At 64.8% G+C, this 15,488-nt stretch carries 13 protein-coding genes; 4 read left to right on the top strand and 9 right to left on the bottom strand.

What is annotated here, in order from left to right; translation table 11 throughout:
* Positions 1-64 precede the first annotated feature (64 nt).
* The 9 genes from prfB to E8E75_RS08490 all read right to left on the bottom strand — a co-directional run bounded on the left by prfB (position 65) and on the right by E8E75_RS08490 (position 10,726).
* Positions 65-1,160 (bottom strand): peptide chain release factor 2 gene (prfB, locus tag E8E75_RS08530; RefSeq protein ID WP_120654814.1). Its coding sequence is split into 2 segments (ribosomal slippage): positions 65-1,087 and positions 1,089-1,160, totalling 1,095 coding nucleotides; the frame shifts between segments, so codons are not numbered across the junction.
* A 131-nt stretch (positions 1,161-1,291) separates the two neighbouring features.
* Positions 1,292-2,317, bottom strand: coding sequence for a PleD family two-component system response regulator (locus E8E75_RS08525; protein ID WP_153920798.1), 1,026 nt, complete (start codon positions 2,315-2,317; stop codon positions 1,292-1,294).
* Positions 2,318-2,351: 34 nt separating this feature from the next.
* A complete protein-coding gene (locus E8E75_RS08520) occupies positions 2,352-3,356 on the bottom strand; it encodes a chemotaxis response regulator protein-glutamate methylesterase (RefSeq protein WP_120654812.1) in 1,005 nt (334 codons plus the stop codon).
* The gene (locus E8E75_RS08515) at positions 3,353-5,647 is read right to left on the bottom strand and encodes a hybrid sensor histidine kinase/response regulator (RefSeq protein ID WP_153920794.1); all 2,295 of its coding nucleotides are present in this window, start codon (positions 5,645-5,647) and stop codon (positions 3,353-3,355) included. Before E8E75_RS08515 ends, E8E75_RS08520 begins: the two co-directional genes overlap by 4 nt.
* On the bottom strand, positions 5,644-6,333 hold the full coding sequence (locus tag E8E75_RS08510; RefSeq protein ID WP_120654810.1) for a chemotaxis protein CheW: 690 nt from the start codon (positions 6,331-6,333) through the stop codon (positions 5,644-5,646). The genes E8E75_RS08515 and E8E75_RS08510 overlap by 4 nt, the downstream gene beginning before the upstream one ends.
* Complete coding sequence (locus tag E8E75_RS08505) at positions 6,323-7,573, bottom strand: CheR family methyltransferase (RefSeq protein WP_153920792.1); 1,251 nt, start codon at positions 7,571-7,573, stop codon at positions 6,323-6,325. The genes E8E75_RS08510 and E8E75_RS08505 overlap by 11 nt, the downstream gene beginning before the upstream one ends.
* Entirely contained in the window at positions 7,570-8,076 is a 507-nt protein-coding gene (locus tag E8E75_RS08500; RefSeq protein WP_153920790.1) for a chemotaxis protein CheW, read from the bottom strand. The genes E8E75_RS08505 and E8E75_RS08500 overlap by 4 nt, the downstream gene beginning before the upstream one ends.
* Before the next feature lie 10 nt (positions 8,077-8,086).
* On the bottom strand, positions 8,087-9,715 hold the full coding sequence (locus tag E8E75_RS08495; protein WP_280358527.1) for a methyl-accepting chemotaxis protein: 1,629 nt from the start codon (positions 9,713-9,715) through the stop codon (positions 8,087-8,089).
* A gap of 312 nt (positions 9,716-10,027) precedes the next feature.
* Positions 10,028-10,726 (bottom strand): tellurite resistance TerB family protein, encoded by a 699-nt coding sequence (locus E8E75_RS08490; protein WP_153920788.1) that lies wholly within the window; start codon positions 10,724-10,726, stop codon positions 10,028-10,030.
* Between the two features lie 204 nt (positions 10,727-10,930).
* On the opposite strand from E8E75_RS08490, the gene E8E75_RS08485 reads away from it, so the two are divergent.
* The 4 genes from E8E75_RS08485 to E8E75_RS08470 form a co-directional block, all read left to right on the top strand.
* The gene (locus E8E75_RS08485) at positions 10,931-11,842 is read left to right on the top strand and encodes a LysR family transcriptional regulator (RefSeq protein WP_120654805.1); all 912 of its coding nucleotides are present in this window, start codon (positions 10,931-10,933) and stop codon (positions 11,840-11,842) included.
* A 105-nt stretch (positions 11,843-11,947) separates the two neighbouring features.
* Positions 11,948-13,453: a gamma-aminobutyraldehyde dehydrogenase gene (locus E8E75_RS08480; RefSeq protein WP_178123536.1), complete on the top strand. Its 1,506-nt coding sequence runs from the start codon at positions 11,948-11,950 to the stop codon at positions 13,451-13,453.
* Positions 13,454-13,528: 75 nt separating this feature from the next.
* On the top strand, positions 13,529-14,680 hold the full coding sequence (gene ydcS / locus E8E75_RS08475) for a putative ABC transporter substrate-binding protein YdcS (protein ID WP_120654804.1): 1,152 nt from the start codon (positions 13,529-13,531) through the stop codon (positions 14,678-14,680).
* A 156-nt stretch (positions 14,681-14,836) separates the two neighbouring features.
* Positions 14,837-15,488, top strand: a 652-nt coding sequence (locus E8E75_RS08470) for an ATP-binding cassette domain-containing protein (protein WP_280358524.1), incomplete at its 3' end; no start/stop codon positions are given.

The raw sequence follows: 15,488 nt of genomic DNA, 5'->3' as shown, positions 1-15,488 counted from the left end.
CGTTGCAAAGGCTCAAAAGCTTAGCGAGCGCCGGCCAACACGCAGCCCGGCCGGCGAAATCGCGTCAAAGCCCCTGCTTGAGGCTGGCCTCGAGGTATTCGTCCAGATCGCCGTCCAGCACCTTGTCGCAGTCGCTGCGCTCGACGCCGGTACGCAGGTCCTTGATCCGCGACTGGTCGAGTACGTAGGAGCGAATCTGGTGGCCCCAGCCGATGTCGGACTTGGTGTCTTCCAGGGCCTGGGACGCGGCGGTGCGCTTCTGCATTTCCTGCTCGTACAACTTGGCCCGCAGCATTTTCATGGCGGTGTCCTTGTTGGCGTGCTGGGAGCGTTCGTTCTGGCACGCCACCACGGTGTTGGTCGGCACGTGGGTGATACGCACCGCGGAGTCGGTGGTGTTCACGTGCTGACCGCCTGCGCCGGAGGAGCGGTAGGTGTCGATGCGCAGGTCGGCCGGGTTGATCTCGATCTCGATGTTGTCATCGATTTCCGGCGAGACGAACACCGCGGTGAACGAGGTGTGGCGACGGTTGCCGGAGTCGAACGGGCTCTTGCGTACCAGGCGGTGCACGCCGATCTCGGTGCGCAGCCAGCCGAAGGCGTACTCGCCCTTCACATGGACGGTGGCGCCCTTGATACCGGCGACCTCGCCTTCGGACAGTTCGATGATGGTGGCGTCGAAGCCGCGCTTGTCGGCCCAACGCAGGTACATGCGCAGCAGCATGTTGGCCCAGTCCTGGGCTTCGGTACCGCCGGAGCCGGCCTGGATGTCCAGGTAGGCGTTGTTCATGTCCATCTCGCCGCTGAACATGCGACGGAATTCGAGCTTCTCGAGGATCGTGCGCAGGCGCTCGACTTCGGTGGCGACGTCATTCACGGCGCCTTCGTCGTTCTCCTCGACCGCCATGTCCAGCAGGTCGCGGGAGTCGGCCAGGCCGCTGGTCAGGTCGTCCAGGGTTTCGACGATCTGCGCCAGCTGGGCACGTTCACGGCCGAGATTCTGGGCGTATTCGGGGTTGTTCCAGACGGCGGGGTCTTCGAGTTCGCGGTTTACTTCGACGAGACGATCATGCTTCTGATCGTAGTCAAAGATACCCCCGAATAGACAGGGTGCGATCGGAGAGGTCCTTGATGCTGTTCAGGATCGGGTTGATTTCCATGACGGGAAGCTCTCGCTGGCAAAACTTTCGGAAAAGCCGGCGAGTATACCCGAGTCACTGGATGCCGGCAGCATGCCAGCCGCGAATTGCGCCACGCCGGCGACGCACGGGCTCAATGAAGCCCGTCCCGATCACGGAGTGGAGCTGGTTGCCACCATGGCCACCTGGTTACGGCCATTGTGCTTGGCCTGATAGAGCCCCTGGTCAGCCATGTCCACCAGCACCAGGGAAACCTGGCCTGGCTTGGGAGTGAGCGTGGCGACACCGATACTGACGCTCAGTACCGAGCCCGCCACCGGCAGGTCGTGGTGGATGCCCAGGGCCTCCACCGAGCGCCGTACTTTCTCCGCCAGCAGGCGCGCGCCGCCAGCGGCGGTACCTGGCAGGATCATGGCGAACTCTTCGCCGCCGTAGCGCGCGGCGAGGTCGGTGGCGCGGCTGCAGCAGGTGCGGATCGACTCCGCCACCCGGCGCAGCGCCTCATCGCCCGCTACATGGCCAAAGCTGTCGTTGAAGCCCTTGAAGTGGTCGACGTCGATCATCAGCATCGACAGCTCGCTCTGCTCGCGGAGCGCGCGGCGCCACTCCATGTCCAGGTACTCGTCGAAATGACGCCGGTTGGACAGCCCGGTCAGCCCGTCGGAGTTCATCAGCCGCTGCAGCACCAGGTTGGCTTCCAGCAATTGCTGCTGGCTCTCGCGCAGGGCGCGGTAGGCCTCGTCGCGCTGCTGCAGGGCGGTGAAGGAGCGCGAGTGGTAGCGGATGCGCGCGACCAGCTCGATGGTATCGGGCAACTTGACCAGGTAGTCGTTGGCCCCGGCGGCGAAGGCTGCACTCTTCACCGTGGGTTCTTCCTTGGTCGACAGGACGATGATCGGCACATCGCGCAGCGCTGGCACCGCGCGGTACTCGGCAAGCAGGCTGAGACCGTCGACTCCCGGCATCACAAGGTCCTGGAGGATGACCGTTGGCTTGATCTGCAGGGCCACGGCGACCGCTTGCAACGGGTCGGCGCAGAAATGGAAGTCGATGCCCGGTTCGGCCATCAGTGCCCGACGCACCGTTTCACCGACCATGGCCTGGTCATCGACCAGCAGCACCATTGCCGACGGCTCGACCGGGGTCATGTCCATGGGGTTGCGATAGGGGTATTGCATAACGCTCTCCGGGCCCGCAGGCCTGAGGTAGAAATCATCCGAACACCTCGGCCAGCCGGGGCGCGATGCGTTCCAGGCCGAGGATCTCCACCGCCGCGCCAATGGCGGCGGCGGCCTTGGGCATGCCGTAAACCGCGCAGCTGGCCTGGTCCTGGGCAATGGTCAGGAAGCCCCGGTCGCGCATGCGTTTCAAGCCTTCAGCACCGTCCCGCCCCATGCCGGTAAGGAGCACGCCGATGGCCTCGCCCTTCCAGTGCTCCACCAGACTGTCGAAGAAAACATCGATGGATGGACGATATACGAAGCTGGTGGGCTCGGCGGTATAGGCCAACGTGCCATTTTTCAGCAGTCGCAGGTGATTGTTGGTGCCGGCAAGGAGGATGCTTCCCGGCTGTGGCGGCTCGCCTTCCCGTGCCAGTCGAACGGGCAGTCGGGACTCGCTGGCCAGCCAGTCGGCCATGCCGGCAGCGAAGACTTCGTCCACATGCTGGACCAACACCACGGCTGCCGAAAAATCCGCCGGCAACCGCTTGAGTAGTTGCGCCAGGGACGCCGGACCACCCGCCGAGGCACCGATGGCGACCAGCCGCTGGCCGCCACTGTGCCGGGAACGCGGCTCGTCTGCCCCGCGTCCGCGGTTGTCGCGCTGGCCCACGAGCCAGCCGATATTCTGGATCTTGCGCAGCAGCAGCGCGGCCTCCTGGGCCTGGCCGCTGCCAAGCGCGGGCGTATTCACTGCGTCCAGGGCACCATGGCCCATGGCCTCGAACACCCGGTGCACGTTCTGCTCGATATCCACGGTGACGATGAGGATGGCGCAAGGGCTGCGAGCCATGATCTGGCGGGTCGCCTCGACCCCGTCCATCACCGGCATCAGCAGGTCCATCAGCACCACATCCGGCACATCCCGACCGCAGCACTCCACCGCTTCCGCGCCATTGCCGGCTATCCAGGCGATCTGGTGCGCCGGTTCCAGGGCAAGGGCCCGACGCAGCGCCTCGACCGCCAGGGGCATATCGTTGACTATCCCTATCCTCACCCTTGGGCCTCCCCGATCAGCATGACCACTGCATCCAGCAACGCTTCGTCGTGGAAGCTGGCTTTCGCCAGATAATAGTCGGCGCCGGCATCCAGGCCGCGTCGCCGGTCCTCTTCACGATCCTTGTAGGAAACCACCATGACCGGCAACGACTGCAAGCGATTGTCACGACGCACCAGGGTGACCAGTTCGATGCCGTCCATGCGCGGCATGTCGATATCGGTGATGAGCAGGTCGAAGTGCTCCGAACGCAGTGCGTTCCAGCCGTCCATGCCATCCACTGCCACCGCCACGTCGTAACCACGACCGGCCAGCAGCTTGCGCTCCAGCTCACGCACCGTGAGCGAGTCATCCACCACCAGCACGCGTTTGCGCTGGGCACCAACTCCCTGGCGGCTGCCGCGATCGACCTTTTCCAGACGACCACTGCCCAGCAGCTTGCCGACGGACTTCAGCAAGTCCTCGACATCGAGGATCAGCACAGGCCGGCCATCATCCAGCAATGCCCCGGCGGACAGGTCCTGGACCTTGCCCAGACGCGGGTCCAGCGGCATCACTACCAGCGTTCGTTCGCCGATGAATCGCTCCACGGCAACGCCGTAGCAGGTGTCACGCTCGTTGATCAGCACCACCGGGATGCCGGCCTCGTCACGCTTGCCCTCGGCGCACTGGAGGATCTGGCTGGCCGAGACCAGCCCCACGTGCCGGCCCTCGTGCCAGAAATGCTGGCGACCCTCGAGCTGGACGATGTCCTCGTGCTGCAGGCGGGTCATGCGTTCGATATGGGCCAGCGGGAAGGCGTAGGCCTCGCCGCCCACCTCCACCACCAGACTGCGCACCACCGACAGGGTCAGCGGTACTTCGATGCGGAAGGTGGCGCCCTTTCCGCTGCGCTGTTCCATGCGTACGCCGCCACGCAGCTGGCGCACCATGTGCTGAACTGCATCCAGGCCAACGCCACGTCCGGAAACCTCGGTGACCTGCTCGCGCATGCTGAAACCGGGCAGGAAGAGGAAGGCCAGCAACTCTTCCTCGGTCATCCTCGCGGCGGTTTCGGGATTGGCGAACTGGCGGGCGACCACCGCATCGCGCAGGCGCTCCAGGTCCACCCCGGCACCATCGTCCGCCAGCTCCAACAGGAGCATCCCGGCGTGATGGCGGGCATGCAGGCGGATCACGCCCTCTTCCGGCTTACCCAGGCGCGAGCGCACCTGCGGGCTCTCGATACCGTGATCCACGGCATTGCGCAGCAAGTGTGTGAGTGGGGCCTCCAGGCGCTCCAGCACGTCGCGGTCGACTTGCGTGGTCTCGCCGCTCACTTCCAACCGCACCGGCTTGCCCAGTGAGCGGCCAAGATCACGGACCATGCGCGCCTGACCGGCCAACACGTCGGCGAACGGACGCATGCGCGAAGCCAGGGCGGCGTCATAGAGCAACTGGGCCCGCTGGCCACCTTGCCAGCCGAACTCATCGAAATCGGCCATGTAGCCGGAGAGCATCTGCTGGCACTCACCGAGCAGCTGCCGGGCCTCGCCGAGCATCGCCTGGGCTTGCGGGTCCAGGGTGCCATCCAGCACCGATTCCCGCGCCACATCAAGGGCGCGGCTGGCACTGGCCTGAAGGCGTTTGAGGCGGTGCAGGGCATCGTTCAGGGGTTTTATGCGCTGGAACTCCACCAGCGACTTGCTGGAGATATCCAGCAGGTGATCAAGACGTTCGGCACTCACCCGCAGTACCCGGTCACGGGCCTCGGCACCGCTGTCCACAGGGACCTGAGCTTCCACTTCGCGGGGAGCGGACTCCGGCGACGACGACAGTGCAGCAGGGATGGCGGGAGCAGATACAGTCGGCGCGGGGATGACCGGTTCGTTGAAATCCTCGGCCACGGGCGAAGGTTCGGCGGACCGACCCTGCAGCCGGGCTATCAGCGCAGCGATGGCATCGCGGCCTGCGCTCTCCGCCCAATCGGCATCGCTGCCAATGCGCAGCAGCAGATCGGACCCCTGCAGCAATGCATCGATATTGTCCGGTTGCAGCCGCACATGCCCCTGCCGCGCAGCCTCCAGCAGGTCTTCCATCACATGGGCGACGCGCACCCCGGCATCCAGCCCGACGATACGCGCAGCACCTTTCAGGGAGTGGGCCGCGCGCATGCAGGCTTCCAACTGGTCGGCCTGGGTCGGATTGCGCTCCAGCACCAGCAAGCCGGCGTTGAGCACCTGGGTCTGGGCATCCGCCTCCAGGCGGAACAGCTCCAGCAAGGATGCGTCGCGCATCTGGTCCGGGGTCATGCCAGGCTCCTTGCCATGGCCTGCAACAGCAGGCTTTCGTCCAGCAGCGTAATGCTGCGTCCACGCCACTGAACCACCCCCGACGCGAACTGGCGAGCCGCCAGATCCGGGGTACGGCCAGGATCGATCACCGCATCCACGGGTATGCCGTGTATGCCATCCACTTCGTCCACTGGCGAAACCAAGGGTCCGCTCTGGCTGGCGAGAATCAGCATTCGCGGCACGACACGCCGCTCGCCATTCACCAGGCCGCCCTTCTCCAGCCCCAGCAACTCACTCAAAGACAGGCAGGCCACCAGCGCCCCACGAACGTTGGTCACCCCAAGCAGGGCCAGGGAACGCTGGTGCGGCAGGGAATGGATGGGGTTGATCGAGGCCACCTCAACCAGACTGCGCGTCGCCAATCCCAGCCACTGCTCGCCCAGGCGGAACACCAGGGTGGAACGGCAGTCGCGGCCATCCTCTTCCACGCCGGCCACTGGCGCGGCGGCAATGTCCTCGCGAACCAGCGCGTAGCGGTCGAGCAACAAGGTGGCGGCGGCGGCGTGAACCTCGCAGTTGCGACAGTGCACATGGGCTGCCAGGCGCTCGCAGGACTTGTCGCCATGCACGCCAATGCGATTCCAGCAGTCGTCCACGGCGGGCAGCTGGTCGCTGGCAATCAGGGGCAAGCGGTTATCGGCCATGGCTGTTCACTCCGCGACTGGCGCGCTGCAACAGGCGTTCTGCACCGGCGCGATCGCCACGTGCGGCGAGCAACGCCGCCAGGTGTGCCAGCGCCTCGGCATGCTGGGGCGCCAGATAGAGCGCCTTGCGGTAGTGGTCCTGGGCTTCATCGCTCTTGCCGGCCACATCGCTGAGCAGCCCGAGCCAATAGAAGACGTCGGCCGATGGGCCGTGAGCTGACAGGAAGGCTTCGCAAGCGACGCGAGCCTCCTCGGTTCGGCCACTGTTGGCCAGGCTGGCGATAGCCGCCAAGGCGGCGTCGGGCCCCACGCCATCGGCCTTGGCCCTGGGCAGTTCGGGCTTCGGCAGCATCGCGCGCGGCCTGGCCGGCGCTCTGCTGGGCAGCGGGGCGGTCACGACGGGAGTGGGTGCCGGAGCGCGTGCCTTGGCCGGCTTGGCGGCAGCCTGGGGCGGCGCATTGCGGAACACGAAGGCCTGTGGATAACCCAGCGGTTGCATGCCCTGCTGGCTAAGCAGATTGGCTTCGGCCGGACCGATGAACATGGCGCCGTCCTTCAGCATATGGCGCTTGAGCACCTCCAGCACGGCGATCTGGGTGGTTCGGTCGAAGTAGATCAGCAGATTGCGGCAGAAGACGAAGTCGTAGGGCGGCTCACCAGAGAGGAGGCCGGGGTCAAGCAGGTTGCCCCGCAGGAAGCGCACCTTCGACGCTACCTGCTGGGCCAGCACATAGCTCTCGCCCGAGGGGATGAAATAACGGTCGCGAAAGCCCAGGTCCTCGCCACGGAACGAGTTGCGTCCGTACAGCCCCTGGCGCGCCCGCTCCAGTACACGTTCGCTGATATCCACTGCATCCACCTGGAACAGTCCTGGTGCAAGACCGGCATCCAGTAGTGCCATGACGATGGAAAACGGCTCTTCCCCGGTGGAACAGGGCAGGCTGAGGATGCGCAAGGGCCGCCCACCCGCCAGCGTCGGCAGCCGTTCGAAGGCCAGGCGACCAAGGGCGGCGAAGGATTCGGGATAACGGAAGAACCAGGTTTCAGGTACCACCACCGCTTCCACCAGCGCCTGCTGCTCGGCCGGCGAGGCGTTGAGGGTGGCCCAGTAGGCTTCTTCATCGCGACTGCCGCAAGCGCTCATGCGCTGGCGCAGCGCACGTTCGATCACCACCCGGCCGACGGACTCCGCCTCCAGGCCGATGCGGCTCTTCAACAGGGCCTCGAAGCGTTCGATCATGCCGCACCCTCCGTGGCCGGAAACAGCAACGCGCGAACCTCATCCGGCAGTAACTCGGCCACACGAATGCGTTGTACCAGGCCATCCGCGCCCTGGTAGACAGGCCCCAGGTAGCGTGCCCCGCCCTGCTCCAGACCGTAGTCGCGGAACTCATCCGGGCGGCAGCGCAAGGTGTCGGTAGCCTGCTCGAGGATCAGCCCGAGCCAGCGCGTCCGCCCCTCCAATGGGTAATCCACCAGCACCAGCCGGGTACTGGTGCGCACCTGCGCAGCTTGGCCGAAGGCGAGCACGCCCAGGTCCAGCACTGGCACCAGCACGCCGCGATGGGAAAACACCCCGGCCACCCAGCCCGGTGACTCGGGCACCTGTTTCAGCTGGCGCATGGGCAGGACTTCCACCACTTCATGGACATCCAGCGCATAGCGGTCGCCGCCCATGCGGAACTGCAGGTAGAGCCGGCCCCTGACAGTGCGGGCCGGCGCGCGGGTACGACTCGGGCACATGGGCGTCGACTCAGACCTTGAATCGGCTGACGCCGGTTCGCAGGCCATTGGCCACCAGGTTCAGTTCATCGATGGCTGAGCTGGCCTGGCGCAGGGACTCCACCGTCTGACCAGTGGCCTCGCCCAGTTGTACCAGGGCCTGGTTGATCTGTTCGGCGCCGGTGGCCTGGGCCTGCATGCCCTCGTTGACCATCTGCACACGCGGCGCCAGCGCCTGCACCTGCTGGATGATCTGAGACAGCTGCTCACCCACCTGCCCCACTTCGGCGATGCCGCGGCGCACTTCTTCGGAGAACTTGTCCATGCCCATGACCCCGGCGGACACCGCCGACTGGATCTCGCGCACCATCTGCTCGATGTCGTAGGTGGCAACGGCGGTCTGGTCGGCCAGGCGCCGCACCTCAGTCGCCACCACGGCAAAGCCGCGACCGTACTCGCCTGCCTTTTCCGCCTCGATCGCGGCGTTGAGGGACAGCAGGTTGGTCTGGTCGGCCACCTTGACGATGGTGGTGACCACCTGGTTGATGTTGCCGGCCTTCTCATTGAGGATCGCCAGCTTGGCATTCACCAACTCGGCCGCGCCCATCACCTGGTGCATGGTGTCTTCCATTCGCGCCAGGCCAAGCTGGCCGGAACCCGCGAGGATGGAAGTCTGCTCCGCGGTGCCGGACACCTCGTTCATGGTGCGGACCAGGTCGCGAGAGGTCGCGGCGATTTCCCGCGAAGTGGCGCCAATTTCGGTGGTGGTGGCAGCGGTCTCGGTAGCGGTGGCCTGCTGTTGCTTGCTTGTGGCGGCGATCTCGGTGACCGAAGTGGTCACCTGGACTGCGGAGCGCTGGGCCTGGGAAACCAGGGCCTTGAGCTCTTCGGCCATGCTATTGAAGCCGGTCTCGATGGCGTTGAATTCATCCTGGCGCTTGAGATCCAGGCGCGCGGACAGATCGCCGCCGCCCATGATCCGCAGGGTATCGACGATACCGCCAACCGGGCGGGTGATCGCACGCATCAACAGCAAGCCGCAAACGGCCGCGGCGGCAACCGCCAGCACCATGGCAAGGAGCATGCTGCGCTCGGCATTGCGCACCGAGCTGACGATCTCCCCGACCGAGCTCTCGGCGGTCCCCTTGTTGAAATCGATCATTTCGTTAAGCAGTTGGCGCCCACCGTTCCACTGCACGATCAGTCCTTCGCGGAAGCTCTGGCGAGCCTGCTCCAGGCTACCGGCACGCGCCAGTACCAGTATTTGTGCCTGGTGCTCGCGATAGGCCTTGTAGATACCGAGGAATTGCCGGTAGTTGTCCAGGTCATCGGTCTTGGAGATCGTCTCTTCGTACGACTTGATGAAGGCATCGAGCTGGTCGTTGCTTTCCTTCAGCGCCTTCTCGTCGCCCGGATAAACCAGTACGTCGCTTGCACCAGCGCCGCCCAGCAACGCCTGGGTCCGCAGCATGTTGTCAGTCCAGCTGCTGCGCAGCTTGCTGATCATGAACATGCCGGGTACGGAGTCGGCCAGCACCCGGTCGCCTTCGTGCTCGATGTTTCTCAGCTGCATGTAGGACATGGCGGCCATCAACAGCATGATGGCGATGATCACCGCGAAACTTGCCTGGATACGCAGGCGAACAGTCCAGTTCTTCACAAAACTTCCCCAGTTACCAATGCCCGGAATCTTGGCGGCGCAGCGCCATTGGCGGCGACTCTAGTGACTCGCCCCAACGCCCGCAAGCACCGGAAGACGTACATTTACGTCGCCAGAAAGCCGACGGCGCGTGGCTTTGGGAGTTTGGCAGAAAGTTGCCGGTTTGCAGGAAGGGAATGGACGGGGCAAGCGCGTGGGGAGCGAATTCCGAATTTGTAGGAGCGAGCTTGCTCGCGAAGAGTCCCGAGCACGATCTTTCGCGAGCAAGCTCGCTCCTACAGAAGACTCGACTTCATTCGTTGATCGTCTTGTTCAGGCCAGCTCTTGCCGAACCTGACGCTCAAGCTCGGCCTTGAGCCCCGGATCGAGGCGCAGCTGGCGCGCCAGCTCTTCCAGATAGGCGCGCTCCATGAAGTGCTCCTCGTCCACCATCAGCACACTGGCCAGGTACATCTCGGCCGCCATTTCCGGGGTTGTGGCCGCGCGGGCCACGTCCATGGGGTCCAGCGGCTTGTTCAGTTCGGCATCCAGCCAGCGGCGCAGGTCTGCATCCTGGGTCAGTTTGGCCAATTCTTCTTCTATCAACTGGCGCTCACGGGCATCCACATGGCCATCGGCCTTGGCCGCAGCCACCAGCGCCTTGAGGATGGCCTGGCTGTGCTGTTCAGCCTGGGGAGCGGGCAGTCGATCGAGGGTCTGGGGTTCGCTTTGCGGCGCACCGGCCTGCTGGGCCTGCCAGTTGCCGTAGGCCTTGTAGGCCAGCACACCGAGTGCTGCCAGGCCGCCATAGGTCAGCGCCTTGCCGCCCAGCTTGCGAGCACTCTTGTTGCCGAGCAGAAGCCCCAGGGCGCCTGCCGCAAGCGCTCCGCCACCCGCACCTTTGAGCAGGCTGCCGAGGTCGCCGGAGTTGGACTTCCCGCCCGAAAAACCGCCGGATTTACCGGCGGTTTTCTGTTGCAGAAGGTCCTGGCCGGATTTGAGTAGTTGGTCGAGCAGTCCGCGGGTGTTCATGGAAACCTCCAGGTCAGTCCGAATTCACAGATCGACCGACTCTAGCCGGAGGGACTCCTCGCAGCAGTTCACAGAGTGCTTCGAGATATTGCTGCGGGCCCGCAGAGTGGCGGAAATCTGCATAACCATCTAAAAAAGCGAATCAACCGTTCAGATTTCGATAAACCCTAATCTCCGGCTGCCATCCAGACGCGAGCCACGCCCATGATGACCCTCCGCCAGATCCGCCATTTCATTGCTGTCGCCGAAACCGGCTCCATCTCCGCCGCCGCCCAGGCAGTGTTCATATCCCAATCCACACTGACCCTGGCCATCCAGCAACTGGAGGAGGAAATCGGCGTCAATCTGTTCAATCGCCATGCCAAGGGCATGTCTCTGACCCACCAGGGCCACCAGTTCCTGCGCCAGGCGCACCTGATCCTGGCGACGGTCGAGAACGCCAAGCGCAGCCTGCAGCAGAGCACTGACCAGGTGGCCGGCAGCCTCACCATTGGCGTGACCAGCCTGGTAGCCGGTTACTACCTGGCGGACCTGATTACGCGCTTCCAGCGCGCCTACCCCAACGTAAGGACCCGCGTGGTCGAGGACGAACGCCCCTACATCGAGCATCTGCTGGTCAGCGGCGAGATCGATGTAGGCGTGCTGATCCTCTCCAACCTGGAAGACCGCCATGCCCTGCAGACCGAAGTGCTGACCCACTCTCCACACCGTCTCTGGCTGCCGGCCCAGCACCCGCTGCTGGAACTCGACAGCATCGCACTGGCGGACGTGGCGGGCGAACCGCTGATCCAGCTCAATGCCGACGAGATGGGCCTGCACACCCAGCGAATCTGGTCCCGAGCGGGTCTGACGCCCCAGGTCACCCTGCGCACCGCGTCTGTGGAAGCGGTACGAAGCCTCGTGGCGGCAGGCCTCGGACTGTCGATCCAGCCAGACATGACCTACCGCCCCTGGTCGCTGGAGGGCGACATCATCGAAGCCCGTCCGCTGGTGGACCTGGGCGCCCCACTGGACGTGGGCCTGGCCTGGCGCCGCGGCACCGCACGCCCGGCGCTGGTGGACCCATTCCTCACCGTGGCGCGAGAGCAGCCGAATAATCGCAAGCCTTCGATTTAATCGAACGCCACTTTCAATATTTAGAATTTGTCGACCTCAAGCCCGACCTCTAGTCTCTCGTCTCCATAAGCAGAGGCATGCCGGGCCCATTCAGGGAGCACCGGAATGACCGAAGAACAAAAAACCGAGAAGAAAAGAGCCAGCAAGATGACCGGCGCCGCCAGCACACCCACCCTGCACACCGAACTGCTGATCGACGGCCAGCTCGTCATCGGCGAAGGGTTGGCCGAGCCGATCATCAACCCCGCCAGCGGCGAGGTCCTGGTGACCATCACCGAAGCGTCCATCGAACAGGTGGAAGTTGCCATCACTGCCGCCAATCGCGCTTTTGCCAGTTGGTCGCGCACCACGCCGGCACAACGCGCCACCGCACTGCTGGCCATTGCCGACGCCATCGAGAAACGCGCAGACCAACTCTCCCGCCTGGAAGCCCTGAACTGCGGCAAGCCGCTGCATCTGGCGCGCCAGGACGACATTCCCGCCACCGCCGACGTATTCCGCTTCTTCGCCGGCGCCGTGCGCTGCCAGCAAGGCCAGCTCGCTGGCGAGTACATTCCCGGCCACACCAGTCTGGTGCGCCGCGATCCGGTCGGCGTGGTGGCCTCCATCGCGCCCTGGAACTACCCGCTGATGATGGCGGCCTGGAAGATCGCCCCGGCGCTCGCTGCCGGCAACACGCTGATCTTCAAGCCCTCCGAGCACACCCCGCTGTCGATCCTGGCCCTGGCCCCCGCATTGGCCGAAATCCTCCCACCGGGAGTGATCAATGTCCTCTGCGGCGGTGGCGACAGCGTCGGCAGCCAGTTGGTGAACCACCCCCGCGTGCGCATGGTGTCGCTCACCGGCGATATCGTCACCGGCCAGAAAATCCTCCAGAGCGCCGCGCGCACCCTGAAACGCACCCATCTGGAACTGGGTGGCAAGGCGCCGGTGATCGTCTGCAACGATGCCGACATCGATGCCGTGGTCCAGGGCGTGCGCACCCATGGCTACTACAACGCCGGCCAGGACTGCACCGCTGCTTGCCGCATCTACGCCCAGGCCGGTATCCACGACCGTCTGGTAAGCGCGCTGGGCGAAGCCGTGGCCAGCCTGCGCTTCGCCCGCAAGCGCGATCAGGACAATGAAATCGGCCCGCTGATCAGCTCCCGCCAGCGCGACCGCGTGGCCAGCTTCGTCGAGCGCGCCCTGGGCCAGCCCCACATCGAGCGGGTCACCGGCGCTGCCGTGCACTCAGGCGCAGGCTTCTATTACCAGCCCACCCTGCTGGCCGGCTGCAAGCAGCAGGACGAGATCGTCCAGCGCGAAGTCTTTGGCCCGGTGGTCACCGTCACCCGCTTCGACGACCTGGCGCAGGCCGTGGACTGGGCCAACGATTCCGAGTACGGCCTGGCCTCCTCGGTCTGGACCCAGAACCTGGATAAGGCCATGCAGGTGGCCGCGCGCCTGCAATACGGCTGCACCTGGATCAACACCCATTTCATGCTGGCCAGCGAGATGCCTCACGGAGGGCTCAAGCGCTCCGGCTACGGCAAGGACCTGTCCAGCGATTCACTCCAGGACTACAGCGTGGTGCGCCACATCATGGCCCGCCACGGGAACGACTTTTAAGAGAGATAAACGGCCTTGAAGGCCGGCTGTACCTGCTTCATCTGCCCCGACCAATAACGAAAAAGAGGGAACAACATGTCCGTGCGCAAAACCGCCCTGCTCAGCGCAGTGGCCACCGCCATCCTCGCCAGCGGCAGCCTGCAGGCCGCCGAAGCCCTGAAACAAGTCGGCAAGGGCGAAGGCCAGCTCGACATCATCGCCTGGCCCGGCTACATCGAACGCGGCGAGTCGGACAAGAACTACGACTGGGTCACCCAGTTCGAGCAGGACACCGGCTGCAAGGTCAATGTGAAGACCGCCGCCACCTCCGACGAGATGGTCAGCCTGATGGCCAAGGGCGGCTACGACCTGGTCACCGCTTCCGGCGACGCCTCGCTGCGCCTGATCTACGGCAAGCGCGTGCAGCCGATCAATCCGGAGCTGATCCCCAACCTGAAGAACCTCGACCCGCGCCTGAAGGACGCGCCCTGGTTCACCGTTCAGGGCCAGCAATACGGCACCCCCTACCAGTGGGGCCCGAACCTGCTGATGTACAACACCAAGGCCTTCGCCAAGGCCCCGGACAGCTGGAGCGCGGTTTTCGAGCCGCAGCAACTGGCCGACGGCAAGGCCAACAAGGGCCGCGTGCAGGCCTACGACGGCCCGATTTACATCGCCGACGCCGCCCTTTACCTGAAATCCGCCAAGCCGGAACTGGGCATTCAGGACCCGTACCAACTGACCGAAGAGCAGTACACCGCCGTGCTCGACCTGCTGCGCAAGCAACATGGCCTGGTGCACCGTTACTGGCACGACGCGACCGTACAGATGAGCGACTTCAAGAACGAAGGCGTGGCCGCTTCCAGCACCTGGGGCTACATGGCCAACACCCTGAAGGCCGAAGGTCAGCCGGTAGACACCGTGTTCCCGAAGGAAGGGGTCACTGGCTGGGCCGACACCACCATGCTGCACGTGGACGCCAAGCACCCCAGCTGCGCCTACAAGTGGATGAACTGGTCGCTTGAACCCAAGGTCCAGGGTGACGTTTCCGCCTGGTTCGGCGCCCTGCCGGCCGTTCCCGCCGGCTGCAAGGCCAGCGCCCTGCTCGGTGCCGAAGGTTGCGCCACCAACGGCTATGAGCAGTTCGACAAGATCGCCTTCTGGAAAACCCCGCAGGCCGAGGGCGGCAAGTTCGTGCCGTACAGCCGCTGGACCCAGGACTACATCGCGATCATGGGCGGTCGCTGACCCCATGTCCTGCCCTCTCCCTGACGGGAGAGGGCGCTGTCCTTAGTCCTTTGAAACACCTTGCAAATGGCGTTTCCCTCACCCCAACCCTCTCCCAGGGGGAGAGGGAGCTATTGCCTGCACACCTGATTTTTCGCGTCACCGGAGCACCACACCATGACACTTGCTGTCCAGTTCACTCAGGTTTCCCGCCAGTTCGGCGAGGTCAAAGCCGTCGACCGGGTATCCATCGATATCAAGGACGGCGAGTTCTTTTCCATGCTCGGCCCCTCGGGCTCGGGCAAGACCACCTGCCTGCGCCTGATCGCCGGCTTCGAGCAACCCACCTCGGGTTCCATTCGCATCCACGGTGAAGAGGCCGCCGGCCTGCCGCCCTACGAGCGCGACGTGAACACCGTGTTCCAGGACTACGCCCTGTTCCCGCACATGAACGTGCGCGACAACGTCGCCTATGGCCTCAAGGTGAAGGGCGTAGCTCGCGCCGAGCGCCTGGCACGTGCCGAAGAAGCGCTCGGAATGGTCGCCCTGGCCGGCTACGGCGACCGCAAGCCCGCGCAGCTTTCCGGCGGCCAGCGCCAGCGCGTGGCCCTTGCTCGCGCATTGGTCAATCGCCCGCGCGTGCTGCTGCTTGACGAACCCCTCGGCGCATTGGACCTGAAGCTGCGCGAGCAGATGCAGAGCGAGTTGAAGAAGTTGCAGCGCCAGCTCGGCATCACCTTTATCTTCGTCACCCACGACCAGGGCGAGGCGCTGTCCATGTCCGACCGCGTGGCGGTGTTCAACAAGGGCCGCATCGAGCAGGTGGACA

This window comes from Pseudomonas sp. BN606 (assembly GCF_029873115.1).
In the GTDB taxonomy this organism is placed as follows: domain Bacteria; phylum Pseudomonadota; class Gammaproteobacteria; order Pseudomonadales; family Pseudomonadaceae; genus Metapseudomonas.
The sequence above is the reverse complement of the archived record's forward strand: the minus strand, read 5'-3'. Positions and strand labels throughout refer to the sequence as shown.